Here is an 18786-nt window from a genome sequence, read left to right on the forward strand (position 1 = left end):
AAACGTATGGAGCCTGATCCGGGGCGTCAAGCGACCTCGGCCCTGGCGAGGGCCCGCATCACCAGATCGTGCGGTAGGCTCATCAGTTCTGCATTGCGGGTCCAAAGGACTGCTGTTTCGATCCGTCTATCGGGATATACCCGGGATAGTGCGCTTGCATAGGCTCCCATCTGTCGCAAAATGCTTTCGGGACAATCGTCAACGCTCTCGGGGATAGTGGCGTGCGTCTTGAAATCTACGGCCAACACACGGTCTGCTGCGATCAAGAGTCTGTCTATCTGTCCATGTATCCGCCTTTGACCAAGTTCGGGCAAATCTGCCGTTACGGGAACCTCCGCCAAAGCATCGGCGGCAAAAAGTTTTTGCAGAGAGGGTTTGTTTAGCACCTTTTCCACTTCCGCCAGAAGCAGGGGCACTTCTTGCGAGGTCGCCGCATCGGGACCCTTGGACAATAAGTCATCGGCGGTTTCGGTCCAGAGAGCTACCGGGACCTGAGGCAGAAACTCCAGCAGACGGTGGATCTGGCGGCCGCGCCGCTTTGCAGACTCTTCGTCAAGGCCCTGCCCGCCGGCCAAGGCGTCCGATCCACCTAGATCGGAAGGCGAAAGGGTTTCGTTGGCTTGGCGCGCTGGTTTTGCGTTTTTATTGAAGTATTCCGGTAGTTCTACGCGTTCTTTTGGCTGAGCTTGTTGAAGAATCGTTTCTGATACATCCCAGTTTCCATCTTGAAGGCGTAAACCCTCACCACCGTCAAACGGACAGGTTGTGGCATTCAATTCGAGCATGCCCGCCCTCACCATCCCATACCAGTCGCGATCCTCTTTGCTCAGTTCGCCCGCCGCGGCCACGATCAGCCACTGTTCGGCGCGCGTCATCGCGACATAAAGAAGTCGATCCCTTTCGGCCTGTTCGTGATCCCGCTGTCTTTCGTCGAGGCGCCGTTGGAGCGCTGGCCGTTCTTTGTCGGTTGCGCGCCAAATCACAGTGTCGTCGGTGCGGGCGAGCTTCTGCTCTTGCCGGAACTGTCGCTTCGCGCAATCCGGCAGAATCACGATAGGTGATTCCAGCCCCTTGGCGCCGTGAGCGGTCATCACTCGAATCTGGTCGCCGGCACTATCGGTTTGACGTTTTATCTCCAGCTCGTCGGTTTCCATCCAAACAAGGAACCCGGTCAGACTGTCGACGGCCTGCTGTTCATACGTCATGGCCTGAGACAAAAGCGCGTCGATGCCGTCTTCTGCCTCGGGCCCCAAACGGGATAAAAGACGGTGTCGGCCGTGATGCCGCGTCAGGATGCGCTCAATCATGTCGTAGGGACGCAGGAAATCCGCAGCTTTACGCAATGCCTGGAGTTCAGAAAAGGTATCTTGAAAATCTGCTTCGCGGCGGCGCATTTCGGCCCAGAGGTAACGTTTCTCTCTTGCGTGGGCGAGATCGAAAATCTGGGCTTCGCTCCAGCTGAAAAGTGGGGATCGCAGAGCGGTTGCAAGCGAAAGATCGTCTTCTGGCGTATCAAGAAACGCCAAGAGCGCGCGCAAATCGCGAACGGCCAGTTCCGCGCCGACACGAAGACGGTCCGCACCTGCAACCGGAAGCCCGGCGGTTTTGCAGGCGCGAATTATCTCATGAAAAACCGGACCTCGCCGCTGGACCAATACGAGGATATCACCAGCACGAACACGACGGCCGGACTGTCCAGACTTATCGGGGAGATGACTCTTGGCTATCATGTCGGTGACCGCATCTGCGACCCGGTTTGCCAAAATCGAAGCGGGATTCCCCGGCACGCGGATGTCGATCGGCTGATCCCATGGCGGCAGGTCCGGGGATTGCTCCTTTTCTACCAATGGCCAAAGATCGACGCGCCCGGGCATCTTCGATTTGAATGCTTTGTGAGCCTCTTTCTGCGTGAAACCGCTTTGCGCGTAAGGGCCAAATGTCTGATCGACCAGTGTAAGGATCGTTTGCGCCGATCGAAAGGAAAACTCCATTTCCATGTCCTGAAGCGGGGGGCCTGATGCCTCTATCCGATCGGCGAAAAGTTTTCTCATCCGGTCGAAACCGTCCGGATCTGCGCCCTGGAAGGAATAGATCGACTGCTTCTTATCTCCGACGACAAAAATCGTACGCTCTATTCCGGAGCGCGCGCCTTCACCGCTGGTGAACTCCTGACTGAGTTTCTCGATCAATTGCCACTGTGCCGGGCTGGTGTCCTGCGCCTCGTCAACAAGGATGTGGTCAATCCCGCCATCCAATTTGAAAAGGATCCAGTCTGCGACCTTGCGATCGGTCAACAAATCGCGGGCCTTCAGAATTAGGTCGTCGAAATCCAGCAAGCCGCTGGTAAGTTTCATGCGGTCATAAACCGAGAGAAACGCGCGAGCGAATGCGTGCAGGACACGCGTATTCTGTCGAGCAGTCAGAGCGAGTCGCTTTTCCCGAGCATCTTCGATGCGACGCATCCAAGCCTCTACCCTTGGCATCAGGTCTGGAACCGTCTTTTGAACTTTCTGGGTTGGAAACTTGCCTATTCTTGCCGAAAACGGGTTTTGACCGCTTTGATAAAGAAAAATACTCTCCAGTTCCGGAATGGCGTTGAGGTCTATCCGGTCAAGTCGGACCAGTCGTTCGGCATGGTTCTGGTCAGTTGTTCCGCCTTGCCGCATGTGTGGCAACAAGGACGCCAAGATATCCATCTCATCGCCCTGAACGCATTCCGAAAGAAGCTTTTCAGAATTGAAGTCGGGCGCGATCCCGAACATCAGGCTCAGCTCTTCATCCGACAAGGGATGAGCGAAGGCCTCTCGATGTCTCACGATCTCGGCAGAGATCTTTGACAGGTCTTGATCCGTCACAAGCGCGGCCAAGTCATAGAGAACCTGTGCGTGATCCCGTGTGGCGATATCCTCGATCACGTCCGCACGCATCAGGGCCGTGGCGCGTTCTTCCATTTCGCGGAACTGAGGGCTGACGCCGGCCTCAAGCGGAAAACGCCTGAGCAGTGACGAACAGAACGAATGGATCGTCTGTATTTTAAGACCACCCGGGGTCTCGATCGCGATCGCAAACAGCCGGCGCGCTTCAGCGAGCAAATCAGGCGATAGTGCCTGCTCTACACCAAGCTCTTCCAGCTCCTTCAACAGACCACTGTCCGGCAGCATTGCCCATTCACCTAGCCTTTTGAACAGGCGGTTCTGCATCTCATTCGCGGCGGCCTTAGTGAAAGTAAGGCAAAGAATATTCTGGGGATCAGTTCCCGACAGGAGCAGTCGCGCGACCCGATCGGTCAGGACTTTCGTCTTGCCCGACCCTGCATTGGCCGACAGCCAAGTTGAACGTCCTGGGCTGGACGCGTCGACTTGGCGTTGTGTTGCGTCATCACGCATTATCCCACGTCCTCCGGCACAGGATCGTCGCCAATATCCCACTCGCCGAAACGGGCAAGGTGGTCATACTCGCCCTTGTCGTCGGATTTGAACATCGCGCGCCGCGATGGATACCCGCGATCAGTCTCAAAGTAGGCAGAAATAAGTGTTTCCAGCTCTGCCCAGACGGTCTGCGGCGGATGTTCGTCAAGCGGCGCACAGACCTGTTTGAAGTTGCTGCCGAGGCTAACGAAAATCGCTTTCTCTACCGGACATTGATCGAGCCGTCCAAAGCCCGATCGTTCCGCAAGGGCCGCCTCGAGAAGAAGCTGCTTATCGAAGTATTTCTGTGCGTTTTTGGTCGGAGGATCCCCGGTCTTGTAATCATAAATGTAAAGCGCCCCATGTTGGTCGATGTCGATCCGGTCAGCCTTGGCCGTCAGGGTGAAGTCGCTGGACGAGAGACGAGCGCGCGACTTGGCCTCGAACTCGGTTGGCTGCGCGACTGCTTGCCTTCCGATCTCTGATGCTATGAACGAGTCTGCGGCGCGCTGCATTCTTCCGAACCAAAGTGCTCTGGTTTCCTCCCAGGGCAGTTCTTCGCGCAGAACCGTTTGCGTGACATGCAAAAGATGCCTGACGGACAAATCACTTGGATCGGTCAGGGTATCTTTGACGAACTTTTCCAAGACGGTGTGCAGGGTCACGCCACGTAAGAGAGGATCAGGTTGCTGCATCACCGGGTTAAGGCGGCGCAAACCGAGAACATAACGTGCATAAATTGCATAGGGATCTCGAATAAGGTGCTTTATGGCCGTCACGGGAAGTTCTCGCGGGCGTGCATTTATCGGGGGACAAGGCGCAGGGCGATGCGCTGGGCTGGCCGCTTCCGGCGTTTCGAGTGCCGCGGCAAGAGATATCCAGTGCCCACCGCGCTTTAACATGCCTTCAAACGCGGCTTTGCCGCCTTGATCAGGTAAACCACAAAGAAGGTTTTGAAGGCGATTAATCCAACGCGACGGAACGGTCGGCGCATCTTCGGATTTGACTGCCCGGGTGAGCCAAAGTTCCCCGGCACAAGCTGCCTGTTGGAAGTCATGCGCGGCAAGGCCGATACGTCGCTCGGGCAGCAGGAGACCCGCTTGCTTGCGCATGGCGCGGTTGAGCCACGGATCCTGTGCGGGTATTTCCGGCCAGGCTCCCTCGTTCAGACCTGCCAGGATCAAAAGATCTGCGCCTTGAACCCGTGCTTCGAGTGTTCCCCAGATCAGGATTCCCGGATGCGCGCTTTCTGTCCGGCGCACGGTTTCGCGTGACAGGACTGCGTGAAACAGGCTTGAATAATCGACCGCGTTAAGCGGATGACAAGCTGCTGCATGGGTTCTCAAATTCGAGACACAGTCGAACGCAACGCGGCCTGCTTCTTCTTTCCACAATTCGCCTGATCCGGCTTCGCCCGCCCCGGCCGACAATGCTTCGGCCAAGCGCATGTGTTCTTCCAGACGGCGATCAAGGCTTTGTGTGCCGGGATCATGTCTATTGCAGATATGCGTAGTGATCCAATCGGCCCAGCGTTGGGCTGTCATGTCGTCTTGGCCCGCTGCCCACTTGGTAAATGTTTCTGCGGTCGGGTACGGCGGACCATGCCGACGCAGGAAAAGCTCCAGCTCTCTGGTGAAGCGCAGATGCGGCCCCCTTCCCACTCCGCTGTGGGTCAGCGGGTGTTTGAGCAGTGTCAAGAGAAGCTCGACGCTTAGTTTTGCGCGGAAGAGGTCCGCGATGTGACGTAGAAAGCGACCGGGTGCGGATTGGTGAAGCGGCATGCCTGCGCTGTCATCCGGAACGATCCCCCATCGATCGAGTGCTGCCGTCACCTGCCGAGTGAGCATCCGGTCAGGCGTGATCAATGCAGCGGTTTGGCCATCCTCCGCTGCCTGGCGCAGGCGCATGGCAATGGCCAAAGCTTCCATCCGGGAATTGGGCGCTTCCACCAAGGTCATATCACGCGTCGCCGGCTCGATTGCAGAAGCGAGTGACGGACCTTCAAGAAGCCATTGATCTGTGACCGGTGCAGGTCGAAGAGCAAGGGAGATGAGCCTATTGCGTTCAGGATTTCTCGGATGCGCGTTCGGCCAAGGGCGCACGTCTTTTGCACTAGCTCCGAGACCCGCCATGAAATCAGCGAAGCGGAACTGCGGATGCTCTTCCGATTTGCGAGCGCCATGAATCGCATTCCAAATTTCTTGAGATTGATCGAAGTCGAAACCGGGCAGCACAACTGCGCCATTGGGAAGCATCGACACTTGCTCCATCAACAACCGCGTTGCACCGCGCGATCCTGTCGACCCGGCGACAATCACAGGATCGGAGGGAGGATTCTTGGCCCAGAGACGCGCGTGATATTCGATCACCATCCGTTGTCGGGTCTCGACGTCCGGCTCTTCCTGACTGCTGTCGAAAAAGGGTCTGATAATGCCCAAGAAGGATTTGATCCTGTCCCAGTGCCCCGATTGATCCCCGGTATCGATGCTCGAGATCTGGTCCGGATGGACACCTTCGCCATGCATCTCGTCCATCAGACCTGCAAGGCTGTCCGCCAGATCATAAAGCGCGCTGCGAGGGGCAAGATCGGGCTGAGCCTCTAGAAGGCCGGCGACCAGCTGGACCAGTTCAAGACGCCGCCGCAATGGTGAGATCGCGTCCGGGATCTGAGCCAACGCGCCGAGCTCTCCGAAATCGGTAACAAGGCTGATCCGGGGCAAAAGACATGGCGGACCGGCATCGAACAACGCGCGAACTCTGCGAGCCATCCGGCGGGTGTTGACGATCAGGTGGACCCGGGCAAGCGCATCTGGGGCTTTGTCGGCATATTCCGCGCGCAATCCGTCGACCAGTGCCAAAGGGAAGTCGGCGCCAAGCGGTACGCCGAATACCCGAGGTCCTTCCGTGGGTTCAAACATCGGCTTCTCGAAGCATTGCTTCGGCCTTTTCTATTCCTTTTGGCGTGCCGACATCACACCACAGCCCGTCATAAGTAAGCCCAAAAAGGCGATCTTGGGTAAGCATTCGATCCCAAAGAACGTTAAGTGAAAAACACTTTGCGTCGATAGAGTCGAGATCGTCTGTTTTCAGGATCTGAAGCCCGGAATAGATCAGCCCCGGGCCACGTGCGATACGCCCATTTATGTCGATCAGGAAGTCGCCCTTGCCAGTGTGACCGATGGCTTGCTGCGGCGGAATACAAAGCAAAAGGGCATCCATAAGGTCAGGATCCCAGACTTCAGCCAGCTGCAGCAACGGATTTGGACCGTTCCAGACCGCATCCGAGTTCATTGTAAATACAGGCCCGGGTCCAAGCAGGGTTCGTGCGTGGCGAAGGCCGCCTCCCGTATCAAGAATATCGGGTTTCTCATGGGAAAAGAGAACATCCTGACCATCGAGATGAGCGATGATCTGATCCGGCAGATAGTGCAGGTTCGCCACGACCGTCGACGCACCGAAGTCGCGGATTTGATCCAGTGCAAAATCTATAAGGGCGCGACCGGCGACGTCGACCAACGGTTTGGGACGGTCAGCCGTGAGTTTGCGCATCCGTGTCCCGAAACCGGCGGCAAAAAGCATTACAGTGTCGGGACGGTTGCGCATTTCGATTTCAGCTTTGATAGATGCGTGTCGTTGGGCAGTGGCAGAGCAGCGCATACCGAGCGAAGGTTTGCGAGCGCCGGATGTGTCAGATTTCGTTGCAGCAAACTCCAGACGCGCGGAATGAGATCAACGTAATGTGCCTTGCCGTCGCGCAGGCACAGTCGGGCGAAGACACCGAGAATGCGCAGATTACGCTGGGCACCAAGCGTGGCGTAGGCCAGGGTGAAACCTTGGGCATCTTGCCCGCTCGCCTCAATGTAGCGCGCCATCATGAGTGCCTCGATTTCTGGAGGCACGTCGCGGCGGGCGTCTTGCAGTAGGGAAACCAGATCGTAAGCTCTGTGGCCCAGCACGGCGTCTTGGAAATCAAGTAGACCCACCCGTGCAATCCCGCTTCGTTCTGGAAGCCAAAGCAGGTTTTCGGCGTGATAGTCACGTTGTATCAGCACGTCACACTCTGGTGCATTCGCGTCGAGTGCGGCGCTTATTTCTTCGATTAGCGCGCGGCGCAACTCCGCAATATTCGTTGCAGCATCAATAGGCGCATACCAGTCAAACGCGAGCGCCGCCAATTCTGCTGTCAAAGGCGGGGAATAAGGCTGGAGATGGTCTGGTGGGACACCACAATGCAACTCCGCCAAAAGGTCGGTTGCGGTTGAATAGAGAGTGTTTTCCATCTCGACGTGCCTTTCGACCACGCGAGCGAAGAGTGCATCCCCCAAATCTTCGAGTAGCAGAAAGCCATTTTCTGTATCGCGCGCGTATATCCGCGGAGCACTTAAACCAAGATCGCAGAGATACTCGGCGATGCGGATAAAGGGCCGCACATCTTCACCCCTGGCCGGTGGCGCATCCATCAGGACTGCGCGTTCCGCCGTGCTTGGCCGGATGAGCCGCAAGTAGCGACGGTTCGAGGCATCACCAGCAAGCATCGCGCGCAAGGCGTCCGCCCAGCCGGCGGACTTCAAAAAACTTTCAAGTCGCGCGTCGCGTTCAGCCATTAAGTACGCCTCCGATCCTGTCCAGCCAGTCACCATTTCTCCATGACAGTAATAGCTTCCGCGCGTCTTCTGATCTGCCGGATCCGAACGTCAGGCAAAGAGCATCCGGAGGGGCGAAATTGCCCAGCTTTTCCGGCCACTCGATCAGGCATATCGCACTTTCGAAAGCTTCGGTCAGACCAAGTTCGACAATTTCGGAACTCTCGCTTAGCCGATAGAGATCCGCGTGCCAGATCTCGGCAGTGCGGCCACGATATGTTTGCACAAGGGTGAAAGTGGGGGAAGGGACGTCCTCTGGCTCATCGAGGAGGGCCTGGATCAGGCTTCGCGCGAAGTGCGTTTTGCCAGCGCCAACGGGACCTATCAGAAGCAGCGTATCGCCCGGCAAAAGACGCGGTGCAAGGCGCCGGGCAAAGCGCGTTGTGGCATCGGGTGATGGCAGATTGATCGTTTGATTGGGGCCGGGCATGCGGCCACACTACACGCCCGCGATCCGCCCGCAACCGCCAAGCTTCGCATGGTTCAGACGGTCAGGCCTGCCTCGGTTGAAAGCTTTGGTGCAATTTCTAGATGCGGGATGAAAGAGATCTTCATTTTCTTTCCGGGCATGCGCACGACGCGGCAACGCAATGCGGTTCCATCCGGTGTTCGAAGATCTGCTTCCATTGTTTTGCGCTCTGCGATTGTCTGCTCGACAGTGCCCCAAAAATCTTCTTGGGGAAGTCTTTCCTCGCAGGCTGAGAGAAACTCCATGAGCGCCATGTTGGCAAAGCTTGCGTCCGGATCTATCGCCAGAAGATCGCAACAGGGTCGATTGCAAAACAGGATCGACCTGTCCGCGCCGATAACGGCGATAGACTTGTCCAGTGTATCCAGTGTTGCTTGCCTTACATCAAGCTGGATGCGAATCTGACGCGCCATCGCGACCTCGTCCGAGATGTCCTCGAACAGAAACGCAATCGCACCGTCTGGATGTGGCCGACCTGTCACGCGGTAAATCAGTCCGTTCACAAGATGCCAGTCTTCGTGGTAAAGACCGTCGGCTGCCGAGGTGATCATGTCATCGATCTGATTGCGCCAAGTCCCGTAGTTTCGCGGTTCTGGAAGCATCTTGTTGTCACGCAGCCGGTCAAAGAATTGCGTGAGCGGTGGTTGTCCGGAAAGAAACGCTGCTGGCAGGCCGGTAAGATCGAGCAGAGCCGGATTGAATAGTGCAAGCTGCCGGTGCCGGTCGAACACGGCCAGACCAGTCGTCAAGTTTGCAAAGGTTTTCGTGAGCGTTTGAACGAATTCACGCCGAACGATCTCGGCCTGTGCGACTTCGGAAACATCATTCACGTAAAGAACGCTGCTGGGACCGTTGGGTAGAAAAGTAAGTTGTACGTGTCTTGCCGTATCGGAATCCCGAGCCGGAAGCACAAAGCGATCCTCGGTCGGCAGTCTTTCTAAAGCCTGCAAAAGACACTGAATGTCGTCTTCAGAAAATTGGGCGAACCGGGCGTTTTTCCAACTGATCCGCTTGTCTGAATCGAGCATCGCAGCGGCGCAGGGCATGTTATCTACGACGGCAAGAAAACGTGTATGTGCCTTGTCGAGTTTTCTGGCGCGATGGCGGGCAAGTGGATCAGGGACGGCGGGATCGGTCAGAATGACACGATGAACATCTCGGGTATTACTGAGGCGGAGCACTGCGGAGTCCTGCGGATCAGTTGCCGCAAAGGTTTCAGTTTTGTTTCCTGTGATCCCGGCAAGCGTTTCTGGCAAAGCGCCAAACCGTTCTCCAAGCCACGACCGCAGATCCTGCCAGCTTTCGGGCGTTGACTCGGGTCCGCCCGTAAGTCTTCTGATGGGAAGATCGTGATCGTGGATTACGTCGTCTTTGATCAGGAAATGGGCTTCGTTTGCGGTGCTATCGTGTGGACTTTCGGCACTGATGCGTCTTTGAAACAGAAGATCGAGTAGCCAGATCACGCAAAGAGCGATCGTGAAACACACGACGGACAGCAAGATGAGATCGGTGAGTCCGAGATCGGTCATGGCGAGCGCCCGTGATAGTGGAACGGTGCCACAAGCTTTTACTTGCTTTAGTTAACGACGGGTTAACCTCGGGGCGCGCCTAAGTCCCGATTAACTCGTTTACGCCAAGAGCCTGCCGGTCCCCGGCGCCTGTCTCCTCGATTCGCTCACGCGGCCATGTAACTTCCACAACTGCGCCGGTTCTTTCGAAAAAGCTTTCCTGCCCATCGAAGGATTCGGAACCGTTTGCGAAGCTCAGATCGGCGCCGGAGCGCTCCAACAGAGTCTTCGCAATGAAAAGACCCAAGCCCATACCTTCGTACTCGGGGCGCTGGGCACCGTTGCGGGCACTACGGTGACGCATAAAGGGTTCTCCGATACGACCCAGCAAGCTGGGCGGGTAACCGCGCCCGTCGTCCATGATGCGCACGCTGATTTGCATTTCGGACCAGGTGCACTCGATCCAGACTTTCTTATGGGCGAAATCCACCGCGTTCTGAATGAGATTGCGAAGTCCGTGAATGACTTCGGGTCGTCGCAGAATGGTTGGTTGATTACCTAAAAAGCCGGGATCGTCGCCACTGTCGAAAATGATTTCTTTTCCACGGTCGCGATGCGGCTCTGCAGCTTCTTCAACCACCGCGATAAGGGGCGCGCGGCGCAGATGCAGATCATCCTTTCCGGCACGTCCCATCGACCTCAGGATGTCACGGCACCTGTCCGCTTGGGCTCGGATCAGCAATGCATCTTCGCGTAGATCCGCGTGATCTGCGAGATCCTCAGCCAATTCGGAACTGGTAAGCTTGATCGTCGCGAGAGGTGTTCCAAGTTCATGCGCCGCCGCCGCCACCACGCCACCGAGATCAGTAAGTTTTTGCTCGCGCGCCAATGCCATCTGTGTGGCCTGAAGTGCCTCGGACATTGCGTGTACTTCAGAGACCAACCGACGGGAGTAGACGCCAAGAAAGAGAATGGCGATCACGATGGCACACCAGTTTCCGAACAAGAACAGGTCGGGCATGCGAAGGACATCCCCTGTCTCGGTCCGAAGAGGTAGGTAAGATCGTGTAAGGATCGACGTGATCAAAATCGCCATTAGGCCAAGAAAAATCGACGAGCGCGTCCCGAGAGCGGCCGCGGAAACGGTGACGGGCCCGACGATCAGGATCGAGAACGGATTGTGCAAGCCGCCGGTGAGATACAACAACAGTCCGAGTTGCAGCATGTCAAAAAGAACTATGAGCAATGTCTCGGCTTCGGACAGGCGTTTATTCTCAGGGTAAATAAAGGTGGCGATCACATTGGTGATGACCGAGACCCCGACTGTGAGATAGCAAAGACCTGTCTCAAGCGAGAGATTGAGAACCTGTTGCGCCACGATCAGGGTCACAAGCTGACCGGCGATAGCCCACCACCGCAGCAACACAAGCGTGCGCAAACGGATCCAGTTACGGGTGCGCCCCGTCTCGCGCAATGTGATCTGTGGATCGCTCATGCGGCGTGCTGTCCCTCTTTTTCCGGCGGGCCGACACGTCTACATGTTGCACATTGATGTTCCATTGCCCAGAAGGATGCAGGTCTCCATGACGCGCACGATCGCATTGATTTCCGGCCTAGCTTTGATCGGCCTGATCGGCGTGACCTTTTTTTTCACAAGATCAGACGGCGACCGTGACAGATTTGCGGAATGTCGCACTGGGGCAGTTGCAGGCGGCGCCGGACAGATCGGCGGTGATTTTACGCTTGTCAGCGAGACCGGTGAAACCGTGACCGAGAAGGATGTGATTGATCAGCCGGCCTTGCTGTATTTCGGCTATACGTTCTGCCCGGATGTCTGCCCGCTCGACACTGTGCGTAATGTGGCAGCAGTCGATATCTTGGCCGAGCGCGGCGAGATCGTAAAACCGGTATTCATATCGATCGATCCCGAACGTGATACGCCTGAAGTTCTGGCGGAGTTTACCGACAACATCCATCCAAGGCTCCTGGGTCTGACCGGAAGTCTTGAACAGGTAAAGACCGCCAGTCAGGCTTATCGAACCTATTTCAGCAAGCGCGATACCGGGGATGAGTATTACCTCGTGGATCATTCCACATTTACGTATCTCACCCTGCCGGAGCATGGATTTGTCGAATTCTTTCGCCGCGATACGACGGCCGAAGCATTGGCCGAAAGTGTGCAATGCTTCCTGGATTCCCGTTAATCGGCAGCGATTGTCATCTCGGGCTTTTTAAACTGCGATGGTTTGACGCATCTCCCTGACCGGGCTACATAAACCGAACCAAGCGGCAGGAGGAGTAACGCATGGCGTCCGACCATCAGGAGATCGGCGAAGACCGATCGTTATTGCTTGTCGATGATGACGAGCCGTTCTTGCGCCGCCTAGCCAAGGCGATGGAAAAGCGTGGCTTCGATGTCGAAACCGCGGGTTCTGTTGCCGCAGGCCAAGCAATCGCAACCGCGCGGCCGCCCGCTTTTGCCGTCTGCGACCTGAGACTGGAAGACGGAAACGGCCTCGATGTCGTGGAAGTGATCCGTGAAAAACGACCCGATAGCCGGATCGTTGTTCTCACAGGTTATGGCGCCATCGCGACAGCTGTTGCTGCGGTCAAGATCGGAGCGACGGATTATCTTTCGAAACCTGCCGACGCGACGGATATCACAAATGCGCTGCTTGCGAGCACGGATGAGATGCCCCCGCCACCGGAAAACCCGATGAGCGCGGACCGCGTTAGATGGGAACACATTCAAAGAGTTTACGAGCTTTGCGACCGGAACGTGTCCGAGACGGCTCGACGATTGAATATGCACCGACGAACGTTACAGCGTATCTTGGCGAAGCGATCACCACGTTGATTTTAGTGCCGCCGTTCTGACGTCGGCGGGTACACACTTTGACTGAAGGATTTAAAGATCAATCGATCTTATCCAGCAATTCTACGTGACGCGCGATATAGTCGCCGCGCGTCTCAAGAGGTGGCCGCAGAACGATGTCGAGACCATCCATAAGGCTGGGATCGGGCGCGCCGAAAAAACGGTTCGCCTCCGCTTCAGAGAATCCGGCAATGCGCGTTGCCTCGAACCAAGCGCTGATTTTGTCTGCCTTTTTGATCATTCTTTTTACGTTTGCCGGAAGTGTTGCAGGAAGACCGAAACGCAAATGGACGGCTGCGGACAAGCGTTTGTCGAGTTCGTCGTAGCCTGGCCCGACCGCGGCTTTAACCGGCGAGATCATATCCCCTATGACGTATTCTGGCGCATCGTGCAGTAAGGCCGCGAGTTGCCATTTCGGCTCTGCCCGCGCAGTTAGACGAGAAAAGAGTGTTTCAACAAGAAGTGAGTGTTCAGCGACGGAATAGGCGTAGTCGCCCCGAGTCTGCCCATTCCAGCGCGCAACAAAGGACAGCCCATGCGCAATATCTTCGATCTCGATGTCGACCGGTGTCGGATCCAATAGATCGAGGCGGCGTCCGGAAAGCATCTTTTGCCAGGCACGAGGTGAGGGCATGCGGAACCTCCTTGGGCTAAAGCTAGCTTTCCTTAAGGTCGCATAAAGCAAATTGCAAAATCTCCCTGGTGTGACGCCGAAGGTAGGGTAACCCAAACAGTCAAGCTTCTGGTCAGCATATTGAACGCGCTGGGATCGCGGCGTAGGCCCACCGCAGAAATGGCGAAAGTTGGCGTCAGTGTTTACCTGACGGGTTTCGCGAGACTGGTTGTAGCGGTGATCTTATTGGCGAAGCCTACACAGGCGTACGACGCCGATGTTGCGTTGGAACAAGCGCGAACGGCAGTTATTGGCGCGTTCTCTGGAGTTAATGTGCAACGCTTGAAAGTGCACTGTTCTGCCAGCGACAAGGCATCGACACTGAATAGAAAAATATGATCCGCAGGTTTCAGTGGGTAAGGATCAAAGCGCCGATGTCGACCATTAGGTGTCACATCAACCTAAGCTTCGACGCTAAGACGAACTGGCCTCACGATACAATTCCGATAGATGCCGGAGAGCAAATTTACCGGATAGCTTGTCGGCTTGTACTATCGCAGCGCTGCCTCATTCTTGCCATATTTGCGTCACAGGATGACCAAGTTGCGCATTTGCTGCCCGCGATCCAGGACACAGAGGCAAAACAAGAGCAGCTTCCGGGTCGTGTTCATCGCAATGAGAAAAACAACCGAGGTCCCGTTCAAACCACGCGGTCCCGATAAAACGATGAAAGGAGCTTGCTTTGGCGAAGCATGTTCTGAGAGCTTTGGCAGCCTTTTTCGCGGTCATGTGGACGGTGCCTGTTTGGGCTGAAAGCCCAGCCTGCGCAGAACGGTCCCAAATTGTTGATCGTTTGCAGGATCATTACGCCGAAATGCATGCGGGAAGTGGGCTTCAGGCCAGGAACGAAGGTCAAGCCTTGGTCGAGGTTTGGGCCTCGAAAGAAACAGGTACCTTTACGGTGATGTTGACTTCGCCGGAAGGCGTGTCTTGCGTACTCGCGACAGGGACTAATTGGCAATTTGCTGATCCTTTGACGCCTGTGTCGGGGCAGGCCAGCTAAACCCTTTGGAGACTGGCGTATTCGCGCGTTGCCCTGTTGACATCCGAATGCTATTTGCCTGCGCAACAATGCATCGCAAGGAGCGGATGATGGCGAAGGATTATGTGGTCAAGAATATCGACCTCGCGGCATACGGGCGCAAAGAGCTTGATATTGCAGAAACGGAAATGCCAGGCCTCATGGCGCTGCGCGAGGAATACGGCGAAAGCCAGCCACTGAAGGGCGCGCGGATCGTCGGCTCCTTGCACATGACGATTCAAACGGCCGTACTGATTGAAACGCTCAACGCTCTTGGCGCGGATGTTCGGTGGGCATCGTGCAATATCTTTTCTACCCAGGACCATGCGGCGGCGGCGATCGCAGCGGGTGGAACGCCTGTTTTCGCGGTAAAGGGACAAACCTTGAAAGAGCATTGGGATTATCTGGATAAATCCTTTCTCTTCAAAGACGGCCCGAACATGATCCTCGACGATGGTGGCGATGCGACGCTCTATGTGCTTCTGGGTGCACGTGCCGAGGCAGGCGAAGACATTATTCCCGTCCCGCAGTCGGAAGAGGAAGAGGTTATCAAAGCGCAGATAAAGAAGCGCATGGACGCAAGCCCTGGCTGGTTCACCAAAATTCGCGACCAGATCAAGGGCGTCAGCGAAGAGACCACAACCGGTGTGAACCGCCTCTATCAGCTGGTCCGGGATGGACAGCTTCCCTTTCCTGCGATCAACGTGAACGACAGCGTCACCAAGTCAAAGTTCGATAACAAATACGGTTGCAAGGAGTCGTTGGTCGACGGCATCCGCCGCGCCACCGACACGATGATGGCAGGCAAGGTCGCTGTGGTTCTCGGTTATGGCGATGTGGGCAAAGGCTCTGCAGCTTCTCTTAAAGGTGCAGGTGCGCGCGTCATTGTGACAGAGGTCGACCCGATCTGTGCGCTTCAGGCGGCGATGGATGGATTTCAAGTGACGACCCTGGAAGATGTGGTCGCCACGGCCGACATCTTTGTGACAACCACCGGCAATAAAGACGTGATCCGCATCGAGCACATGCGCGAGATGAAGGATATGGCGATTGTTGGTAATATCGGCCACTTCGACAATGAAATTCAGGTTGCCAACCTGAAGAACCACAAGTGGACCAACATTAAAGAACAGGTGGACATGATCGAGATGCCTTCGGGCAATCGCATCATTCTGTTGTCTGAAGGACGCTTGTTGAACCTTGGCAATGCGACAGGCCACCCATCCTTTGTGATGTCGGCGAGCTTCACCAACCAGGTATTGGCGCAGATCGAGCTGTGGCAGCGAGGTGACCAGTATAAGAACGAGGTTTACATTCTGCCCAAGCACCTCGATGAAAAAGTGGCCCGTCTGCACCTCGATCGGATTGGCGTAAAGCTGACCGAGCTGAAGCCGGAGCAAGCCGATTACATCGGCGTTAAGCCCGAAGGCCCTTTCAAGCCGGAGCACTACCGCTACTAAAGCAAATTTACCCGAAGAAACCTAAAGGCCCGGGTCACAGTGCTCGAGCTTTTTCGTGTTCATCTATGCCGTCAATGAATTTCCAAGTTCGGCTTGGTTTTCCATTTCAGTACTGCGCCTTCCACGTAACAGTGGAAGGGCCTTGTCCACAGAGGGGAAGCCGTAGGTGAATTTTCCCTTTGAGGGGTATGGCAGTGCCGTTAACGTTGCCCTTGCGCCAAGAAGGCCATGCATCGTAATCAATGGCCGGCCACGCGCCGGGACAGGTGGGAGAAGATTATGGGACGCCGAGACGAGCTGATCGCGAAATACGCTGAAGATCTGAAAACTAAGTGTGGCATGCAGCCGGATATGGACCTTTTGACCAAGGTCACGATCGGCTGTGGTCCGTCGATTTATAACGCGGACGCGTCGACCGTTGCCGCTGGTCAGGAGCACGAGCTTGAAACCGTTAAGGACAATTTCCTTGTGAAAAAGCTTGGGCTTGCAGATGGACCGCAGCTGATGGATGCGATCAACCAGGTTATCGAAACGTACGGCCGGTCAGAGCGCAATAAGTATCGCGCCGTGATCTACTACATGTTGGTTAAGCATTTTGGCAAAGAGTCGGTCTATAGCTGATCACGCTTTACCGAAAACCTGAAAACGCTCGCCAATCGCGGGCGTTTTACATGGCCGATCGGAAAAGCAAGGCAAGGTTTTCCGGATTGAGCTGCACCGGATTTCCGTTGCAGGAAGGATCCGAGAGCGCATCCTGAACGAGACCGGGGATCGCTGCTTCCGTAACGCCAAGATCGGCAAGGTGACGTGGAATGCCCAGACTATCGTTAAGTGTCTGGACGAATTCGCAAAAGCCCTCAAACCCCCCTTTGATCCCGAGATAGTCGGAAACAGTCTCGAATTTCTTAGATATTGCGGGTGCGTTCAAAGCGAGAACGCTCGGCATGCAAACCGCGTTCGTAGTCCCGTGATGCGTTCCAAATCTTGCTCCGATCGGATGGCTCATCGCGTGAATAGCACCCAAGCCTTTCTGGAAAGCGGTGGCTCCCATGGCGGCCGCGCTCATCATGTGCGCGCGGGCTTCTAGATCGCTTCCATCTGCGAAGGCTCTGGGCAGGTACTCTTTGACCAATCGCATGCCCTCCAGGGCGATCCCTTGGCTCATGGGATGGTAATTCGGTGAGGAAAATGCTTCGACGCAATGTGCAAAAGCGTCCAGACCGGTGCCTGCCGTGATTGCGGGTGGCATTCCGATGGTCAATTCAGGATCGCAGATCACGATTGATGGCAAGATCTTCGGGTGAAAAATAATTTTTTTGCTGTGTGTTTTGGAGTTCGTGAGAACGGAGGCCCGTCCAACCTCGGACCCGGTGCCGGCGGTCGTCGGAACCGCGATAATCGGCGCAATCCGGTCGGCATTGGCACGGGTCCAGTAATCGCCGATATCCTCAAAATCCCAAACAGGCCGGGATTGACCCTGCATAAACGCCACCGTCTTTCCCAGATCGAGTCCGGAGCCGCCGCCCAGGGCCACCACACCATCGTGTCCACTGGCATGATAGGCCTCGATACCTGCCAAGAGGTTGAGCTCGTTCGGGTTAGGGTCGACATCAGAAAAACAGGCACGTCCAAGCCCGCCTGCTTCTAAGAGATTGAGAATCCTGCTGGTCAGAGGCAGGGCTGCTAAACCTCGGTCCGTCACAAGCAAAGGGCGCGATATCCCGATCGCATGACACGACTCGGCCAGTTCTGAGATTCGACCGGTGCCAAAGCGGATGTTTGTCGGGTAAGACCAGTTGCCAATCAAGGTCATAGGGTGGTTCCCTTCCATCACTCTGCTCTATCACCTGTGGCACGTTTGCCATCGCCGGGCAACGCACTCGCCCAATGTGGCAAGATCAATGATCACCCTCGCTCCGTGCAGGATGTTGGGCTAACCTACTGGTATGACCGCCCCTCTTCCGCTTTTGGTTTTTTCTGATCTTGATGGCACTTTGCTGCGCCATGGTGATTACGCTTTCGAACCCGCCCGTCCAGCGCTTGACGCGCTTGTGGGAAAAAAAGGTGGCCTCATTCTTGCGACCAGCAAAACTGCAGCAGAAGTGGCGCCACTGCGCCGCGACATTGGATTCGAGAACTGGCCTGCTATTGTTGAAAACGGCGGCGGTATTCTACCTGCGGGTGACGATACAGGGGATGTGCAGGGCACCTATGAGGATCTGAGATCCCGTTTGGCCGCTCTTCCCGCCGGATTTGTCGGGTTCGGCGATATGACAACCAGTGAGGTTGAGCAGGCAACCGGTTTGTCGCCGAGCGAAGCGGAAAATGCGCGGATCCGTTTATTCACTGAACCGGGCCTGTGGAAAGGCCACGAAAGTGATTTGCCCGCCTTTCTGCAGGCTGCCGAAAAAGCCGGTATTTTCGCAAGGCGAGGTGGTCGTTTTCTGACTTTATCGCTGGGCGGAACCAAAGCCGACCGCATGGATGAACTGATTTCAATGTACCGTCCTCGCCACACCGTAGCGCTAGGCGATGCGCCGAATGATGTTGAGATGCTGGAAAAAGCGGAGTTCGGCGTTATCGTGAAAAATGCAGCCGCGCCGCCGTTACCAGCTATGTCTGGCGAAGCGTCGGGTCGGATCAGGCGGACAAACCGCGAAGGTCCCGATGGATGGTCAGAAGCGATGCTCGCGCTTATGAACGAAATGAATTTGTAGAAAGATCCCGAAA

15 protein-coding genes are annotated in these 18786 nt (G+C 55.9%); 6 read left to right on the forward strand and 9 right to left on the reverse strand.

The genetic code is table 11. The annotated features are described in order from the left end of the window. Positions 1-26: 26 nt before the first annotated feature. The 7 genes from addA to regB all read right to left on the reverse strand — a co-directional run bounded on the left by addA (position 27) and on the right by regB (position 11522). Positions 27-3386: a double-strand break repair helicase AddA gene (gene addA, locus EZV60_RS05080; protein ID WP_135502794.1), complete on the reverse strand. Its 3360-nt coding sequence runs from the start codon at positions 3384-3386 to the stop codon at positions 27-29. After that, positions 3386-6325 (reverse strand): double-strand break repair protein AddB, encoded by a 2940-nt coding sequence (gene addB / locus EZV60_RS05085; protein ID WP_135502796.1) that lies wholly within the window; start codon positions 6323-6325, stop codon positions 3386-3388. Before addB ends, addA begins: the two co-directional genes overlap by 1 nt. Next, positions 6318-7010, reverse strand: coding sequence for a nucleotidyltransferase family protein (locus tag EZV60_RS05090; RefSeq protein WP_135502798.1), 693 nt, complete (start codon positions 7008-7010; stop codon positions 6318-6320). Before EZV60_RS05090 ends, addB begins: the two co-directional genes overlap by 8 nt. Continuing rightward, positions 6986-8011 (reverse strand): aminoglycoside phosphotransferase family protein, encoded by a 1026-nt coding sequence (locus EZV60_RS05095; protein WP_135502800.1) that lies wholly within the window; start codon positions 8009-8011, stop codon positions 6986-6988. Before EZV60_RS05095 ends, EZV60_RS05090 begins: the two co-directional genes overlap by 25 nt. Beyond that, positions 8004-8480, reverse strand: a complete 477-nt coding sequence (tsaE, locus tag EZV60_RS05100; protein WP_135502802.1) for a tRNA (adenosine(37)-N6)-threonylcarbamoyltransferase complex ATPase subunit type 1 TsaE — start codon at positions 8478-8480, stop codon at positions 8004-8006. The genes EZV60_RS05095 and tsaE overlap by 8 nt, the downstream gene beginning before the upstream one ends. 53 nt (positions 8481-8533) lie before the next feature. Next, positions 8534-10048, reverse strand: a complete 1515-nt coding sequence (locus EZV60_RS05105) for a PAS-domain containing protein (protein WP_135502804.1) — start codon at positions 10046-10048, stop codon at positions 8534-8536. 79 nt (positions 10049-10127) lie between these two features. Continuing rightward, complete coding sequence (gene regB, locus EZV60_RS05110) at positions 10128-11522, reverse strand: sensor histidine kinase RegB (protein WP_135502806.1); 1395 nt, start codon at positions 11520-11522, stop codon at positions 10128-10130. Positions 11523-11610: 88 nt separating this feature from the next. Here regB and EZV60_RS05115 point away from each other — a divergent pair, with 88 nt between their 5' ends. Together EZV60_RS05115 and EZV60_RS05120 are read left to right on the forward strand one after the other, a co-directional pair. Further along, a complete protein-coding gene (locus EZV60_RS05115) occupies positions 11611-12231 on the forward strand; it encodes an SCO family protein (protein WP_135502808.1) in 621 nt (206 codons plus the stop codon). A 101-nt stretch (positions 12232-12332) separates the two neighbouring features. After that, on the forward strand, positions 12333-12884 hold the full coding sequence (locus tag EZV60_RS05120) for an ActR/PrrA/RegA family redox response regulator transcription factor (protein WP_135502810.1): 552 nt from the start codon (positions 12333-12335) through the stop codon (positions 12882-12884). 58 nt (positions 12885-12942) lie between these two features. Here the strand turns inward: EZV60_RS05120 and EZV60_RS05125 are convergent, their stop codons facing one another. After that, positions 12943-13536 (reverse strand): HD domain-containing protein, encoded by a 594-nt coding sequence (locus EZV60_RS05125; RefSeq protein WP_135502812.1) that lies wholly within the window; start codon positions 13534-13536, stop codon positions 12943-12945. Positions 13537-14257: 721 nt separating this feature from the next. Between EZV60_RS05125 and EZV60_RS05130 the strand changes: the two genes are divergently transcribed. The 3 genes from EZV60_RS05130 (at position 14258) to EZV60_RS05140 (ending at position 16677) form a co-directional block, all read left to right on the forward strand. Continuing rightward, the gene (locus EZV60_RS05130; protein WP_135502813.1) at positions 14258-14578 is read left to right on the forward strand and encodes a hypothetical protein; all 321 of its coding nucleotides are present in this window, start codon (positions 14258-14260) and stop codon (positions 14576-14578) included. Positions 14579-14667: 89 nt separating this feature from the next. Then, positions 14668-16056, forward strand: coding sequence for an adenosylhomocysteinase (gene ahcY / locus EZV60_RS05135; RefSeq protein ID WP_135502815.1), 1389 nt, complete (start codon positions 14668-14670; stop codon positions 16054-16056). Between the two features lie 279 nt (positions 16057-16335). Beyond that, a complete protein-coding gene (locus tag EZV60_RS05140) occupies positions 16336-16677 on the forward strand; it encodes a DUF2853 family protein (protein WP_135502818.1) in 342 nt (113 codons plus the stop codon). A gap of 46 nt (positions 16678-16723) precedes the next feature. Here EZV60_RS05140 and EZV60_RS05145 read toward each other — a convergent pair whose 3' ends face one another. Beyond that, complete coding sequence (locus tag EZV60_RS05145) at positions 16724-17869, reverse strand: iron-containing alcohol dehydrogenase (RefSeq protein ID WP_135502820.1); 1146 nt, start codon at positions 17867-17869, stop codon at positions 16724-16726. Between the two features lie 133 nt (positions 17870-18002). Here EZV60_RS05145 and EZV60_RS05150 point away from each other — a divergent pair, with 133 nt between their 5' ends. Beyond that, the gene (locus tag EZV60_RS05150) at positions 18003-18773 is read left to right on the forward strand and encodes an HAD-IIB family hydrolase (RefSeq protein WP_135502822.1); all 771 of its coding nucleotides are present in this window, start codon (positions 18003-18005) and stop codon (positions 18771-18773) included. Positions 18774-18786: the final 13 nt, after the last annotated feature.

The organism is Roseovarius aestuariivivens (genome assembly GCF_004761875.1).
In the GTDB taxonomy this organism is placed as follows: Bacteria; Pseudomonadota; Alphaproteobacteria; order Rhodobacterales; family Rhodobacteraceae; genus Roseovarius; species Roseovarius aestuariivivens.